At 62.3% G+C, this 15112-nt stretch carries 14 protein-coding genes; 8 read left to right on the top strand and 6 right to left on the bottom strand.

The window, feature by feature from the left end; genetic code table 11:
* On the top strand, positions 1-2115 hold a 2115-nt coding region (locus tag H926_RS29860; RefSeq protein ID WP_043610980.1), incomplete at its 5' end, for a TonB-dependent receptor.
* A gap of 49 nt (positions 2116-2164) precedes the next feature.
* Here the strand turns inward: H926_RS29860 and H926_RS0122185 are convergent.
* Positions 2165-3061, bottom strand: a complete 897-nt coding sequence (locus H926_RS0122185) for a helix-turn-helix domain-containing protein (protein ID WP_022678209.1) — start codon at positions 3059-3061, stop codon at positions 2165-2167.
* Positions 3062-3336: 275 nt separating this feature from the next.
* Between H926_RS0122185 and H926_RS0122180 the strand changes: the two genes are divergently transcribed.
* The 3 genes from H926_RS0122180 (at position 3337) to H926_RS33865 (ending at position 6035) form a co-directional block, all read left to right on the top strand.
* The gene (locus H926_RS0122180) at positions 3337-3717 is read left to right on the top strand and encodes a glyoxalase/bleomycin resistance/extradiol dioxygenase family protein (protein ID WP_022678208.1); all 381 of its coding nucleotides are present in this window, start codon (positions 3337-3339) and stop codon (positions 3715-3717) included.
* Positions 3718-3736: 19 nt separating this feature from the next.
* Positions 3737-5266 (top strand): glycosyltransferase family 39 protein, encoded by a 1530-nt coding sequence (locus H926_RS29855; protein ID WP_022678207.1) that lies wholly within the window; start codon positions 3737-3739, stop codon positions 5264-5266.
* A 625-nt stretch (positions 5267-5891) separates the two neighbouring features.
* Positions 5892-6035 carry a hypothetical protein gene (locus H926_RS33865; protein ID WP_022678206.1) on the top strand — a complete coding sequence of 48 codons (144 nt, stop codon included), beginning with the start codon at positions 5892-5894 and terminating at the stop codon, positions 6033-6035.
* Positions 6036-6553: 518 nt separating this feature from the next.
* On the opposite strand, the gene H926_RS32015 is transcribed toward H926_RS33865, so the two are convergent.
* From H926_RS32015 to hxsB, 3 genes are read right to left on the bottom strand one after another with little or no spacing between them, the layout of a single operon-like run.
* Positions 6554-7195: a peptidoglycan-binding protein gene (locus tag H926_RS32015; RefSeq protein ID WP_158442040.1), complete on the bottom strand. Its 642-nt coding sequence runs from the start codon at positions 7193-7195 to the stop codon at positions 6554-6556.
* Positions 7192-8277: a His-Xaa-Ser system radical SAM maturase HxsC gene (hxsC, locus tag H926_RS0122160; protein ID WP_022678204.1), complete on the bottom strand. Its 1086-nt coding sequence runs from the start codon at positions 8275-8277 to the stop codon at positions 7192-7194. Before hxsC ends, H926_RS32015 begins: the two co-directional genes overlap by 4 nt.
* Positions 8274-9677, bottom strand: coding sequence for a His-Xaa-Ser system radical SAM maturase HxsB (gene hxsB / locus H926_RS0122155; protein WP_237741158.1), 1404 nt, complete (start codon positions 9675-9677; stop codon positions 8274-8276). The genes hxsC and hxsB overlap by 4 nt, the downstream gene beginning before the upstream one ends.
* Positions 9678-10069: 392 nt before the next feature.
* On the opposite strand from hxsB, the gene H926_RS0122150 reads away from it, so the two are divergent.
* Positions 10070-10621, top strand: coding sequence for a hypothetical protein (locus tag H926_RS0122150; protein WP_148291856.1), 552 nt, complete (start codon positions 10070-10072; stop codon positions 10619-10621).
* A 378-nt stretch (positions 10622-10999) separates the two neighbouring features.
* Here H926_RS0122150 and H926_RS0122145 read toward each other — a convergent pair whose 3' ends face one another.
* Complete coding sequence (locus H926_RS0122145) at positions 11000-11743, bottom strand: helix-turn-helix domain-containing protein (protein WP_022678201.1); 744 nt, start codon at positions 11741-11743, stop codon at positions 11000-11002.
* The gene (locus H926_RS0122140; protein WP_022678200.1) at positions 11740-12117 is read right to left on the bottom strand and encodes a VOC family protein; all 378 of its coding nucleotides are present in this window, start codon (positions 12115-12117) and stop codon (positions 11740-11742) included. The genes H926_RS0122145 and H926_RS0122140 overlap by 4 nt, the downstream gene beginning before the upstream one ends.
* 422 nt (positions 12118-12539) lie before the next feature.
* Between H926_RS0122140 and H926_RS0122135 the strand changes: the two genes are divergently transcribed.
* The 3 genes from H926_RS0122135 to H926_RS34340 all read left to right on the top strand — a co-directional run.
* Entirely contained in the window at positions 12540-12857 is a 318-nt protein-coding gene (locus H926_RS0122135; RefSeq protein ID WP_369974076.1) for a PadR family transcriptional regulator, read from the top strand.
* A 20-nt stretch (positions 12858-12877) separates the two neighbouring features.
* Entirely contained in the window at positions 12878-13483 is a 606-nt protein-coding gene (locus H926_RS0122130) for a hypothetical protein (protein ID WP_028658364.1), read from the top strand.
* 447 nt (positions 13484-13930) lie between these two features.
* The coding region (locus H926_RS34340) for an alpha/beta fold hydrolase (RefSeq protein ID WP_237741156.1) at positions 13931-15112 on the top strand (1182 nt) is incomplete at its 3' end.

Below are 15112 nucleotides of genomic sequence, written 5' to 3'. Positions count from 1 at the left end.
GGCTCGTCCAACCTGTTCTACTTGCGCGGCGTGGGCACGTTCGCGGTCAATTCGTTCAGCGATCCGGCGATCGCGTTCAACTATGACGGCGTTTATGTCGGCCGGCCGAGCGCTACCACCGGCGTGTTCTACGATGTCGAACGGGTCGAAGTGCTCAAGGGCCCGCAGGGCACGCTCTATGGCCGCAACGCCACCGGTGGCGCGATCAACATCTTGCCGGCGCGCCCGAAACTGGACGGCAATTCCGGCGATTTCTCCGCCACGCTCGGCAACTACAACACGGTGGTGCTGCAAGGCGATGTCAATCTGGTGCTGTCTGACAAGGCCGCGCTGCGTGTTGCCGGCATCTACAGCAAGCATGATGGCTATTTGAGCGATGGTACCAATGACGAGGACGGCAAGGGTGCCCGTGCCCAATTGCTGTTCCGCCCGACGAGCGATTTCTCGATCCGCATCGCTGCCGATTATTACAAGGCTGGCGGCGTGGGTGGCAGCGCGGCCCTGGTTGGCGTGCGCAATCCTGTGACCGGGGCAATCACGCCGGCACCCACCGATCGCGGCACCGGGTTGTACGATCCGCAGGTGCAGGCGCTGTTCCCGCAGCAGGTCAGCTTCCAGATCGGTCGCACGCTTCAGCCGCTCGCCCCCTATCCAGGGCAGAACAGCACGTTCTGGGGCGTCAATGCCGAGCTGAGCTGGACTACCGCTGCCGGCACGCTGACCGTGATTCCCGCTTATCGCCGTGCCGATGTGCACGCGCTTAACGCGGTTACCTCGTTCATCAGCCTGTTCGACGAGAAGACCACCCAGAAGAGCGTGGAAGCGCGCTTCGCTTCGCCCGATACCGGCTTCTTCCGCTACCTGCTCGGCGCGTTCTACTATCGCGAGGAATCGCAAACCGCCGACGTGTTCGCCCAGCAAACGCTGACCAACTATCTGGGTGGCGCGCTCGATACGACATCCTATGCCGCGTTCGGCCGGGTGACGCTGGCCTTTACCGACACGTTCCGCCTGAGCGGCGGGCTGCGCTATACCAGCGATCGCAAGACCGTCGATGGCGCGTCGCAGACGCTGGTGGCGGTCTGCGTTGCGGCCAGCTGCCCGGGTGGCCTGGTGCTGCCCTATACGCAGACCCCGGCCGGGCTGATCTCCAGCCTTGGCCTGGTGGGCCCGCTGCCAAGCCCGGTTCCGGCATTCAGCAGCATCTATGCTGATCCGTCCGCGCCCACCAGCATCCTGGGCAACAACCGCGCGGTGCTCAACATGGAGCAGAAGAACAGCCGCGCAACCTGGCGGGCCGGTGCGGAATATGACGTGGGTCCGCACTCGCTGCTCTACGCCTCGGTCGAAACCGGCTATCGCGGTGGCGGGTTCTCCTTCGCCGTCGATCCCACCCGGCAGCAATACCGCCCCGAAACGATCCAGGCCTACACGATCGGATCAAAGAACCGATTTTTCGATAATCGCCTCCAGCTCAATCTCGAAGCCTTCTATTGGCGCTACAAGAACCAGCAGATCGCCCATCTTGGCGTCGATTCGAACGGTGCTTCGGCTTTCTTTACCGAAAACATCGGCAACTCGCGCAACTATGGTGCCGAGGGAGAGGCACAGTTCCTGGCTGCGCGCAACACGCTGCTCACTGCCAACATCCAGTATCTCAATGCGAAATACACCGATTTTCGCTATTCGACGCCCGCGCCGCCGCCTACCCGCTGCGCGGTGACGGCCCCGGCGCCGGGCTCTGCCTCCTCGGTGGTGGATTGTTCGGGCCTGCGCGCGTTGCGTTCGCCGGAATGGACGATGAACTTCGGCGTGCGCCAGACCATTCCCATCGGCACCGCGAAGATCGTGCTGCAAGGTGACGCCCGCTACCAGTCGTCCAGCTATGTCGGGTTCGAACTGCTCGATATCGAACAGCAGGCGGCCTATTGGACCGGCCAGGCCTCGGCCACGTATTCGGGCGAGGACGATAAATGGTCGGCGACACTGTTCGTCAACAACATCGGCAACCAGCGTCCGTGGGGCGATATCGTCTATAACGCCAATGCCAACTTGTTCGCCGGTTCGCCCGGCGCACCGCGCCTCTATGGCTTCCGTTTCGCGATCAAGTATTGATGGCGATGCTGGCCCCGGGATGGGCGTCCCGGGGCCCAGTGGCCACCGCTCAGCGAAGCGAACGGCGATAGGCGGCCGGGGTAACGCCCGTCGTCCGGCCAAAGATCCGGGTAAGGTGTTCCTGGTGCGTGAAGCCGCACCGCACGGCGATCTCGGCAATCGGCAGATCGCCACGCAGCAGGTCGCGCGCACGCTCCACCCGCTGCTCGATGATGTACTGATAGGGCGCCCGCCCGGTTGAGCGCTTGAACTGGCGCGCGAAATGGATCGGGCTCAAATTGGCCGCACGGGCAAGATCGTCCACGCTGATCGGCGCTTCCATCTTCTCTGCAACCAGAGCGCGCACCCGGGCGATCTGACTCGGCTGGAGCCCGGTGATCCGCGGCAGTTCCACCCGTTTTGCCAGAGCATGGTGGCGCACCAGTTGCGCGGCGATGAGGCGGGCGACGCTGTCGGCAAACAGATCGGATTGCCGCTCCTTGATCATCGTGCAGGCCAGCCGCGCCAGTTGTTCGAGCAGCGGATCGTGCTCTCCCATGCGCGGCAGGAACTCCACCGAGTCCAGCGCGTCGTCGCACAGTTCGCGCACTGTCGCCGCGATCAGCTTGCGATGGACGTAGAGGTGCACCGTCTCCAGCGGTGACATGAGCGCCACGCCGAAGTCGCGCTGCGCCGGCAGGATAAACAGCCCACCGGTGCCGATCCGCGCCTCGCGCCGTTCGCCGCTCAGTTCGCGCCGGATGCGCACCGGGCCATTGAGATGCACGATGATGAGATGATGGTCATTTCCGCCGAACGTGTCGGCATAGGGGGCCTCGCGCTGGTGCGAGGCATAGAACGACTGCCATTCCAGCGAGTCGCTCGACTGCAAGACCTCGTGTTCCGGCCGCAGCAGAATGCCGTGAGTGTCTGCGGCTGTAAGTCCCGATTCGGTGCCGATACGCATAGCCAATCCTCTCTCCCGGCCTGCCGGTTTTTCCGGTCCCGCACGCGGCGTAGCGAAAAACCGTACGATTGTACAGTCGCGGCTTGATGGACGATGCCATGGCCACCTGGCGGACTCGCGGTGCCGTGGCAGCCATGCCCGACCGCCGGCAGCTTTGCCCGGCCGATCAGCCCATTGGTTGACATGGATAATCGGCCGGTGTTCAACACCGCGCCAAGGACACCGCTCCGCAATCGGCACGCGCACCCCCGCCCCTGCCTGGCAAGGACAAGACGATGGCGGAACCTGGAATCGCAGACATCACGTTCGGACGCGCTGCACCCGGAATCAGCGTGCGGGACATTCACGCCGCGCACGACTTTTACGTGGGTGTGCTCGGCTTTGAGAAAGTGTTCGAGAACGGGTCTCCGGTCGGCTTCATGGTCCTCAAGAAGGGACGCGCGGAAATTCACCTGAGCCGCACGCCCGGTCACAAGCCGTCGACCACCAACGTCATGCATATCTACGTTAGCGATGTGGCGGCACTTTATGCCATCTGCGAAAGCAAAGGTGTGCGGATCATCAAACGCCTGGCCGACAAGGACTATGGCCAGCGCGCTTTCGTGTTCGCCGATCCGGATGGAAACCGCATCGACGTGGGCGAGCCCTCGAACTGATGCCCGCAGGAATGGATCGATGACAGTGCCTGTTTCCAGCGCCAAATGTCCGGACCAGCGCCTGGCGCTGGTTGCGGGCCTTGCCGTTGCTGCATTCCACCTGCTGTTTGCGGGGCGGTACGACCTGTTCCGCGACGAGCTCTACTTCATCGTCTGCGGGCAGCACCCGGCGTTCGGCTATGTCGATCAGCCGCCCGGCGTGCCCTTGCTCGCCGCTGGCCTGTTCAAGCTGGGATGGGGCGCCTTTGGCTTGCGTGTGCCGACGGCGCTGGCGGGCGGGGCGCTGGTATGGCTGGCGATGCGCTTCGCGCGGCTGCTGGGCGGGGGAAGGCTGGCACAGGCGATGGCCGGCCTGGCCTGCGCCCTCGCGCCGATGCTGATGGGCATCGTTGCCACGCTCAACACCTCGGCGTTCGAGCCGCTGGCCTGGACGGCGCTTGCCTATCTGCTGGTCAAAGCCGGTCGCGAGGGGGATGATCGCGCGTTGCTGGGCGCGGGGCTGCTGGTCGGGCTCACGCTCGAGATCAAGTATGCCATGCTGTTCTGGATGGTCGGCCTGACCGCCGGCCTGCTCGTCACGCCGGGCCGCGTGCTGCTGCGACGGCCGGCCTTGTGGGGCGGCGTGGCGATTGCCGCCATCATCGCGGTGCCGTCCTTCCTCTGGCAATATGCCCACGGCTTTCCGTTCCTGGAATTGGCAGCAGCGGCCAAGGGCAAGAACGCGGCGGTCGATGCCGTGCCGTTCCTCGTCAACCAGGTGCTGGTGATGAACCCGGCGTTCGCGCCGCTGTGGATCGCCGGCCTGGCGGCCCCGTTCCTGGCAAGGCGCCTGGCCGATCTTCGTTTCCTGGTGATCGGCGCCGTCGTGGTGATCGTCATCGTGCGCCTTGGTCACGGCAAGGACTATTATCTGGCGCCGCTCTATCCCACCTTGTTCGTGATCGGCGCGACTGCGCTGGCACCCTGGGTAAAAAGCATGCCGGCCAAAGTGGGTGTGGCGGCGGTCGCCACGGCAGCCGTCATTGTCGCCGCCCTGGCCGCGCCGCTCGCCCTGCCAATCCTGTCACCAGCCGCGTTGGAACGCTATGTGCGGGCAACCGGGCTGGCGCCGCAGCAGCAAGAGCGCAGTTTTGCCGGCACAGCTTTGCCACAGAGCATGGCAGACCAGTTGGGCTGGCGCGATTTCGCAAGGCAGGTCGATGCCGCCTGGGCCCGCATCCCGGCGCCGGAGCGCGCGGTCACGGCCATCAAGGTGGACAACTATGGCGAAGCGGCCGCGCTCGATCTCTACGGCCATGGCCTGCCGCCGGCGTTGAGCGGGCACAACCAGTATTACCTCTGGGGCCTGCGCGGACAGCATCCCATCCACGTGCTGTCGGTGCAGGATGACCTGGCCGCCATGCAGCCCTATTGCCGCAAGGTCACGCTGCTCGGCCAAACCTGGTCGCGCTATGCCATGGCATATGAAAACGGCAAGGTGATAGCGCTGTGCGAAAACGTGAAGCCATCGCTGACCGAGATGTGGCCGGATCTCAAGAACTTCTCCTGACGGCAGCCACAGCAGCAAACGTGCCTATTTGGCGGCAACGCCTTTTGCCAGGCTCCCGTTTCCCCCAGAAATGCCCCCACCTGGCGTAAACCGCGGTGCGAAATTCTGGCGCAAAGCGAGAGCATCCGGAAGACGAAATCGACCGAAAATATGGCCAAATCAATATTTTGAGATTTTATGGGAAGAAACCCGTGGTGCCGCTTACAGGACCAGTTTTCGCCCAATAACGCTATGATTTGGCTAAACTTTCAAAAGGACCATACGCCAATTCCCCACAAGACGCAACTTTTGCCTTTCTAACAGGTCGATTTTGAAGCGAAATCACGGTTAACAGCCATTGTGCTACCATCGACATTAGCACCATCATAACTGGACGAACAGCGACACGAATTTGCGTCGATGTAGGAATGTCGAAGCTACAGCAACAATGTCAGCAAAGGCCTTCCAGTGCGTGTCATTACCCGGAAGCGCATACTCATTTCGCCCCAAAAACGGCCATTCGGGCGCCTAAGTTCGTACGCCGGAAGCGGTCGTTTGTTTATTGATTTCACCGCCCCCAGAAATAATCTGGGTTGGGTGGAAAGCGGTCATTGCGCCAACCCCACAAACTGGGCAGCATCGGAGGATGAAGCACCCAGAAACGCAGTTCGTGGTCGAGGTCACGGCAGATGATGAGATTGTCTGTCGAGCACCCCAGCAGGCAGAGCAGCGCATCAGGATGACCGAGCTTGCCTCGGTCTTTGTCGAGACAAGCGACAGCGGCCCTTGAGGAGCGGACATTTGGAGGCTTCTGAAAGACAACTCCGGGCGTACACGAGTTTCATTCCCGCAATTAGCGACCGCTGAAGGCGCGGTGCTTGAACGTTTGAAAAAGCTCCCCGGATTTGAGGTGCAGGGGATGCATTCATGCACGAGTGCCCGTTTCATTTTCTGGCCGGAGCCCGCGCCCTGATTTGCGCAACTGAGCGCGAACTGCCCATTTGCGCATTGCGCCGCGATACTCGCCGTCACCACTCCAAACGCCATCGTCAGTAGCTGGACATTGGCTAATATTGCACCGCTGAATGCCTTCCTTTACATTCGGTGATAAAAATGTGTGAGGTTTGATATTTTTCAAAACGAAAATATAATATTAAGATAAATACTCAACTTAGACTATATCGTCACGTAATTATAATTTAACGAAGGCCTACTTTGTACAGCTTGGGAGGCATTATTGGCAAAAAACCCACCCTCTAGGAAAACATCATTTTCCTATTACCGGAAGGTTTGAACAGATTCGACACACTACTGGCTTGAGACCATCAGAGCATCAAGAGTTGCGGGCGTGATAGTTCCGGTGGCCTCCAGTCCTCTCTTGCTCTGGAACCCACGAATAGCGGTGCGCAACGCCGGCGCGACCACCCCGTTGATGGGGCCGCGGTAGAAATCCTGAGCGAGCAGCGCGATCTGCACCCTGCGGACGATCGCAGCGAAGCGCTTGGTTCGCCCTGACAGCACGGGTAGCCCGTCGGGTGCCGGTGCGCTGGCCCGATCCGTGTTGTCGAACAGCGGCTGAATGGACGGTGCGCTGACCCGAGGCGGGGGCTGTGAAGGCGTGGGCACTGCTGGAGCCGATGGCAGCGGCGCATAGTAGCCACCGCCATCATACCCGCCAGTGCTTGAGCGATGGCTCGTATGGCTAGTGTGGCTGTAATGTCCCCCGCCTCCGCCGCCCGAGCTATGACTGGCATGGCTGCTGTGACTGCTATGGCTACTATGGCTGGCCAGCGTTACCAGATGGTCTTGCGAGAAGTTGCGCATGACACTGCCATTGTTCGGATCGTCGCCACCGACCGTGTTGGAGTGGCTCTGCGCGGCAAGAGCGGCATCTTGCGAACCGAATCCCGCAGCGAACAAGCTGGGAATGAGAAAGACGCGGCGCTTCATAGGGGCTCCACCATTGCACGGGCCTCTTCGTCCGGGTGCCATTCGAAAAATCCGCTACAGTTGGCTTGCTCAGAGCACCCGAAGCAAACGTTCGGATACTTACGCTTCCAGTCGGAGATGGAGGCGATTGCAATACCCCGGTAGGCAGGCGGCACGGTGCAGCGCGGGAAGTTGAAAAGCTGCGCCCTGACCCCGTGCATCGTGGCCCAATCGATAGCTCGGCCGACCATCCCGAAATGCTCGCGGTGATCGACGAACAGGGTGCGCCAGCGTCCCTTAGCGAAGCCGATATGCTCAAGTTGCATGATGGACCAGACCTCGATGAAGCGTAGCCGGGAGGCAACGAACCTGGACAGGTTGGGCATGGCCGCCAGGTTAGACGACACCAGCACCGTGCGCAGCTCGACGCGTGCGCCGGCCATTAGCAGGGTAGCAAAGCCGTCCTGCAGTGCATCAAAGGCTCCCACCTTGCCCACGATCTCATCGTGGAGCGGAGCCGATGCGGCATAGAGCGGCACGCCCCAGCTCACCCTGCGGTAGAGCGGATCGCGCATTCGCAGAACGTCATCCTCGGCGAAGTGCTGTCCGTTGGAGAGGATGTGGAAGCTGAGATCCGGCCGCTGGCGCAGGACCCGCTCCACCATGGAAAGGAGCTTGTCCTTGAAGAGGCTCGGCTCACCGCCCGAGATTCCGATGTGCAGTCCGGGTTCGGCGAGCAGGCAGGCCTGCTCGAGATAGGCGAAACGGTCCACGTGGGTCTTCTTGGGAGGCTGAGAGCACATCACACAGAGCTGGTCGCACCGCTCGGTCACCAGTAACGTGTTGTGGGGCGAGCCGGCCCGCAAGATACGTTCCATCCGCCCGTGGCGGGGCTGTACAAGAACGACATCGCCGTCGAGCGCCTTGGCGGTCGCGCCATCGATCGCGAGGATGCCACCGGCTCCGGCATAGGTAACGCCGCCACCGTCCTCTTCTATCATCAGTGAATCCCATGCATCGTCCGTCAGACCTTTGCCAGAGCGCAGCCGCGTGACGAACGGGGATTCGGCATCACTCATCGCGGGCAGAACGAGAGGGATCATGCAAGCACATCTCCTAAGGCCTCAGGCGTGCCGGGCAGACGCAGCCAGCGGCCGAGCGAATAGCGCACTTCGGGAGCCTCGTCGTAGATCAGCTTGAATATGAAATCGAAGAGGTGAAGGTGCCGGCGGCAAAACTCGGTTTCTTCGCGTGGCAGGTCGATCCGCCCGTAGCGGGCGATGTCGTCGATGATGTCACGGCCGCAGTAGGGCTGGTAGGCGCATCGCTTGCAGGCAGGATCTTCGTCGTTGCTGGCGTGGCGGTTGAGCGTGTCGCGCGCGTCCGTGTCCCAGCCATCCGCGATCGTGCCGATGGACAGGTCGATGACGCCGGAGCGTGAGAGCATGCGCGCCTCGTCAGTCGGAAAGACGGTTCCGTCGTAGTCGACCACAATGTAGTCGACGCCCATGGGATTGGGACTGCGCAGGTCGACGTGGCGTTCGCGGCCTGGATAAAAGATTCGGCGCAGGGCAATGCTAAAGTATGTCTCCTCTAGCACCCGGCTGCGATCCTCCCAGTTGCGCCGGATGATGCGCCTGACGAAAGCCTCATAGTATCGGCGCCATTCGTCGCCCTGTTCTCTCGACGCCTTGTGGCGCTTACGGGCGAAGCCCTGATAGTTAATCGGCCTCAGGAAGATGCTCTCGAATCCGTGATCGACATAGCTCTGGATCAGGCCATCGATGTCGGGCGGCGAGACGGGATCGATGGTCGGCAGTGCCGAAATCTTGGTCTGCCCGTAGCGCTCCGTCACCATCCGCAGATTGGCGAGGAATTGCTCGGTCCTAGATTGATCCCCCGTCCGATTGTGGCCATGCGTCATAGCGCCGCCGTCAAGCGAAGTACTGATGAAGACGCTGGGGTGATCGAAGATGTCGAGCACCTCATCGGTCACGTTCTGGAGATTCGTGCAGATCACGAACTCGGAGCGCTCGAAGCGGCTGCAACGCTCCATCACGGCGCGGATGAGGTCGGGACGTAGGGTAGGCTCGCCGCCCTGGAACTCGATCTTCACCCGCCGCGCCTCCAGAGCGTCCAGGCAGGCGAACACAGCTGCCAGCGTCTCCTCGCTCCAGTCGAAACCCTTGCGCCCCTCAGCCACGCGCGAAACCTGGCAGTAGGAACAGGAGAGATTGCAGCGTAGCGTAGGCACCAGAATGAGATAGTCGAGTTGGTTCACCGGGCAGGACCGGCAAAAGAGATCAAGCGTGCGGGCCGCCAAGGCCAGCCTGTCGTCCGGAGCGACGACGTGCCCGTTCAAGTCCAGGAACACCCGGTCGACCTCGTCAAGACTGTCACGCTCCAATCGATCCAGAGCCGAAGCTGAAGCGAGAAAGAAACTACCGCTCTCGCCTACGCAGAGGTTGTGCCCGTCAATGAGCGGGCGGGTCCTCAGAGGCATGTTGGTCAACATCGGAGAGCGCTCAGCGTGGGCTAGGCTGCGGGCGCCAAGCACCCGATGCTACGTCCGCCCAACACCTCCGTACCGATCCGCCGGAACGGGCTCCGCACCAAACGAACGGAGCTTGCCCAGAAATGAAATGCATGTATCCCCCGAAATTGGCACCATAGATTATCGCCCTAAACCTAAATTGGCAAACGAAAGAGATGAGCGGCGAAATAGTTGCCCCCGTGAACTTCTACGCTAAAGAACGGAGGCATGCTATTTGGGAGTGGGTTGTGGTCGATCCGAAAATGCAACGCCCGGTACCCACATCGAGGCCTCCCGTCCCGACACAGGCGGCGCCTGGGAAGTCGGGCTGCTGGGGACCGTTCTTGGTCTTCGGAGGGATCGTGGCCGGTGCCCTGGCCCTGGGTCAGTGCTCCACCAGCAGCAAGAACTCGGGATCCGCTGAGACAGACGTGGCACAAAACGCCATCGGTAGCGCCATCGAGGCCCAGAGTACGCAGCGCGTGCCTATCACGCCTCTGAGTAAGGGTGACGTCCTGATCGGCATGAGCCACCTTAGGCAGGTCGCAAAGACAGAGGGTCTCGCCGGCGAGATGATCTATAGCCAGAACTGCTACGATGCGCTGAGCCGGCACTTCACGTGGCCCAAGCTCGACCAGTGCGGCGCTTTCGATTTGGGCGCGGCGCAGTCCCTGGGCGACAGCACCGCCACCGCCTTCGACAAGGAAATCGCTTGGTTCCAGAGCGAGTCTGCTGCGGGGCGATACATCAAGGCGGCGACGGCAGCCGGCGAAGAAGCTGAGAAGGCCGACGTGCGCTTGAACGACCTAGAGACCCGGGTGACAGCTGGCCACCCGGCCGGATCCAAGGGAGCAAGCTCGACCGCAGACGTCCCGACGAGCGCAGATACGCGCCATCTGGAAGAGGCAGGATGAAAGGCCTCCTGCACCTCGCCTTCCGATCTGGCGATCGAGTCGCACGAGGCGCCTGCTCGTCTCGTTCGCCCTGAGGATCGGCCGCACTGGGCGCGTCGGCAAGCAACGCTAAGGTCTCGCATCGCCACCCCCTGCATAGTCGCCCTAATTCCGGTCGTTCAGAGTCGCCGGCAGAGCCGTCGGAACCGGCCATAGGTTCACACGGCGAAAATTAGCAACGGACGACCGGTCCCATTGTCACGCGCTACCATGTGATCAGCGACGGAAGCGGGGGAGCGAACGTCAGCGCTTCCGCCGGCAGCCGGGTTCCATGGGTCGACGATTGCCGCCTCAAAAGGGGACGTTGCAGGGCCTGTTGGCCGTCCGCCGGCCGTCTGGTCAGCGGACGGGATATCGGCCAGGCGTCACCCTGAATTGCCTGGTAAAAGCCGTGCTGAAAGCGGCGACGCTCTGGTATCCGCAATCCATTGCTGCTTCGGTGACGTTGGCGCCGGACGACATGCGGGCGATTGCATGCAACAGACGCGCTTTTTGTCGCCACGCCTCGATGGTCAGCCCGGTCTCGCGCGGGAACAATCGTTGCAGTGTGCGTAGGCTGGCTCCCGTCATTTCGGCAAGCTCACTCATGTCCCGCCCGTCAGCAGGCATATTCCGCACATGTTCCGCCAGCCGACGCGCGCGGGCATCCCTGGGCATTGGCAGGTTGAGGTCCTGCGGTCTCGCCTTGAGCAGCAGGTCGATGAGCAGTCCCGCGATCCGGTCATGCTCCGGACGCTCAAAGGCTAGCATGCCGATCGTGATAATGTGGAGGATGAGTTCGCGCAGCAGCGGCGTCACTTCGAGCACCGCCGGCACAGAAGGGAGGTGCGCAGCGCGACTGTTCGCGATGTAAAGCGTGCGCATCGCCACCTCACCGCTGATTGCGATGCCATGCTGAAAGCCGGCGGGTAGCCAGACCGCCCGTGTCGGGGGCACCATCCACAGCATGTCGTCGGTGGTGACGTGCATCAACCCGGAACTGGCGAAGATGAGCTGGCCCCAACGGTGTCGATGCACGCCGACCAGCGCGCCGGTACGAAAGGTCGCTGCCAGCGACCGGACGTCGAAACCATCGCTGGTCAATCGAAGACTCCGGCATCATATTGCATCGCGCCGACAAGGTTGCCCTCAGTGTCCTCGAAATAAATGAGTTCGCCGACGCCTTCGATCCGGTAGGGCTGCATCAATATCCTGCCACCGCCTGCTTCGATGGCGGTTATGGTCGCCTTCAAATCCTCGACGCCGAAACTCGGTTCGAAGCTCGTCGCCGGGCGTCCTGCGGTGATATCGCGCCGTTCCTGCAATGCACCAAGCAGGCCGCTACCGGCATTTCTGATCTGGTAGTAATCGGGCGGTCCCCATGGGCTGAAACTCCATCCGAACACCCCTTCGTAAAATTGTCGAGCACGCTGAACATCGTCGGCGTTGATGGCGAAATGGCGGAAGGTGGCTGGCACGGGTGATCCTCCGTTTGTGGAAGGCTCTACCCATAGCAGCAACCACTTTGGCGCGCATTCGTTAGAATGACAAATATAGCCTATCATGCGACAGGTTCGCGCGAGTTCGACACCGTGATGCAGGGCGGCCGAAAACCAGTTAGTGGCCATTTGTGGATTATCGCAATCGGCTTGGCGATGCCCGCCGCAATTACTGACGACCCTCCCCATCAATAGGCCCGTCAAAACCCGCCGCTAATTTATCCAGAAAGTTAGCACGTGAATGGGGATCCTGGGGTTTTGATACCGCTCCAGCGGAAATACCGAACGAAGGATTTTTCCCACCGCTTTGCGGCCCATATACCCTCGGCCCGCCACGCGCTCGGTTCAATCTGTCTGAATACCTTGAACGCGACAGTGGCGCTTGACTCTTAAGTCTACATATGTTGCAAAAAGGAATGAAGCGAACACGCCGACCCTCTCATCAAATGCTTACGTTGCTGCAATCACTCGCGGCGCAGGCGCCCGACTGGTGGCACGGATATGAACTGATGAAGGCCACCGGCTTGGCGTCCGGGACCATCTACCCTTTGCTGATGCGGATGACCGACCAAGGCCTGGTTGAGGCCGAGTGGCGCGCGGCGGAAGCCCCTGGGCGCCCACCGCGGCACGTCTATCGCTTGACCGCTACCGGGCTACGCCTGGCGCACGAACATGCCAAGGGCGAGAATGCGCCGTGCGGCGCGCCGTCTTTAGCGTGAGGGCAAAGCTCGCCCGACTGGTGCTTGCGCTGGCTGTCCAGAGCCTCGGCACGCGTCATCGCCCTTGGGCGCAGGCGATGTGCGCCGAGTTCGCCCTGGCCCAGGCAGACGGGACAGCACTGCGCTTCTCAAGTGGCTGTCTGCTGGCGGCCTGGCGCATGCTGCCCCATCACAGCGAAGGGCGTTTCGCGCTGGCTAGCTATGCGCTTTGCCTTGGGCTGCTGTTGCCCATGGGCGCACTGCTGGCCGTGGCGGCGCTGTCTGGCTTTCCCTTTGTTGATGCCAGCGCGGGATGGGCTGGCTTTCTGCTGGGGCAAGGAACCTTCACCTCGCAACTCAACGTGGGCACGCAATGCCTGGCCCCCTTGCTGATGGCGCTAACGATAATGCTGGCCGCTGCTCATGTGCCGCTGGCTTGGTGGGTGCTCGACCATGATTGGCCGCGCATTGCCGCGCTATCCCGTTTGGGTGCCGCGGGCATGGTGACGCTGCTGCTGGGGTTGGCTTGCGCTGCGGTGAGTGTGGCCAAGTTGGCGCAGCCCTGCGCGGCGATGGCACTAGAATGTGCTGCCGTGTCCGCGCTGGCATTGTGGCACGCCCAGGGTTTTGGAGATGGGATGGCCTAGATGAGAGGCGCCGCGCGCACAGAGCGGGCAACCAACAAGAGAGGATAAGCGATGGCAAACACATCGGCGATGAGATGGCCACGCGTGGCCCTGCTGCTCACGGGCCTCGTGCTCTCGACTGTTGACGCACCCGCAAGGCCCGCCCTTGATGCACAAGCGCAGGCCGCGCTGGCCCCTGTTGTCGGCGTCGGGGGCTGGGCCGTTTATGGCACTGCCTATGCCCATGACAGCGATGCGCATGTGCCCGGTGGAGGCGTGGTCGTCATCCAGCCCGGCGCGCGCCCGGTTGAACCGTGGTCGAGCGGAGCAACCATGCCGCTACCGGGTGGAATCGCTGCGGGAGAACCAATTACGGCCGAGCTATGGGCGCGCGCAGCACGGCCTTTGCGACTCATTATCGCCATGCAAGGGGGCGCGCCACACTATGCACCCTTTGCCGTGCAGGAAGTGGCGCTGACCCGCCAATGGAAGCGTGTGGCCATAAGCGGTATTGCGCCGGCTGACATCAGCACAAACCCGCAATCCCTCTCCGTGCCGCTGGGCAAGGCTGAGGTGGCAGTGCAGTTGGGCCCCGTTGCATTTCTGCGCGGGGCCCCCAGCGCCGCCACGGCCGCACGGGCCTTTGCCGGCTTCCGCCCTGCCGAGATCCTCACCGATGTGCGCATCGCGTCAGAACCGGGCGTGGTGCTGGCTGGCACCCTGCATCTGCCCAGCAAATCGGGCCAAGCGCCATTTCCGCTGGTCGTGCTGATCCAGGGGCATGGTCCGAACGGACGGGGCGGTTTCCCGCAAATCGTCAAGGCTCTGACAGAACAGGGCATCGCCGCGCTGGAGTATGACAAGCGCGGCATCGGACAATCGAGCGGCATATACCAAGAGGATCTTGAAAGGCTGACCGCCGACGCCGCGGCCGCTGTCGCCGCGATGCGTCGCCGCCCTGATATAGACGGCCGCCGCATTGCTTTGGTTGGGCACAGCCAAGGCGGCGTGATTGCCCCGGCGGTGGCCGCTGCCGATCCCACGATCGCAGGCGTGGTGATGCTGGCGGGATCGGTGGGCGATGGTTTGCCCTATTTGCGCGGGGCACTGATCCGCCAGATGATCGCAGCGGGCCGATCAGAGGCGGTCGCAACACCGGCAATCGACGCGGCGATCACCCTGCTGCAAGCGCGGATTGACGGCAAGGACGCAGGCACCGTCGCGCGCCTGCGCGCCGTCGGGGTGGACCGGTTCGAGGCGGCCGGCTTTCCCCGCCAGCAGGCCGAGGGCGCCTTGGCGATGATTGACACTGAAGAAGCACGCGGGGCGGGCAATCTGCGCTCGGCTACTGATCTACGGGCGATCCACGGGCCGGTACTTGCCGTTTTCGGCATAAAAGATCCGCTGGTGATCGCCTCGGACGAGGCGCCGAAAGCCCGGCTGGCACTGGCCAATAACCCGCAAGGCCAAGTGATCGTTCTCGATGGGCTCAGCCATTGGTTCCAGGAAGGCGCGATCACCGGCGGCGAAGACGAGGTGGCCAGACTTGGCCCAAACGCCGGTTCGCCCCGACTGGTCCACCTTGTCGTTGACTGGCTGCTAAAGGCTTTCCATGACGATCATGAGCGGCTGTCGCGCGACGATCTGGAT

The organism is Novosphingobium sp. B-7 (assembly GCF_000410615.1).
GTDB lineage: Bacteria > Pseudomonadota > Alphaproteobacteria > Sphingomonadales > Sphingomonadaceae > Novosphingobium > Novosphingobium capsulatum.
Note: the sequence above shows the minus strand (reverse complement) of the source record. Positions and strands in the feature narration are given on the sequence as shown.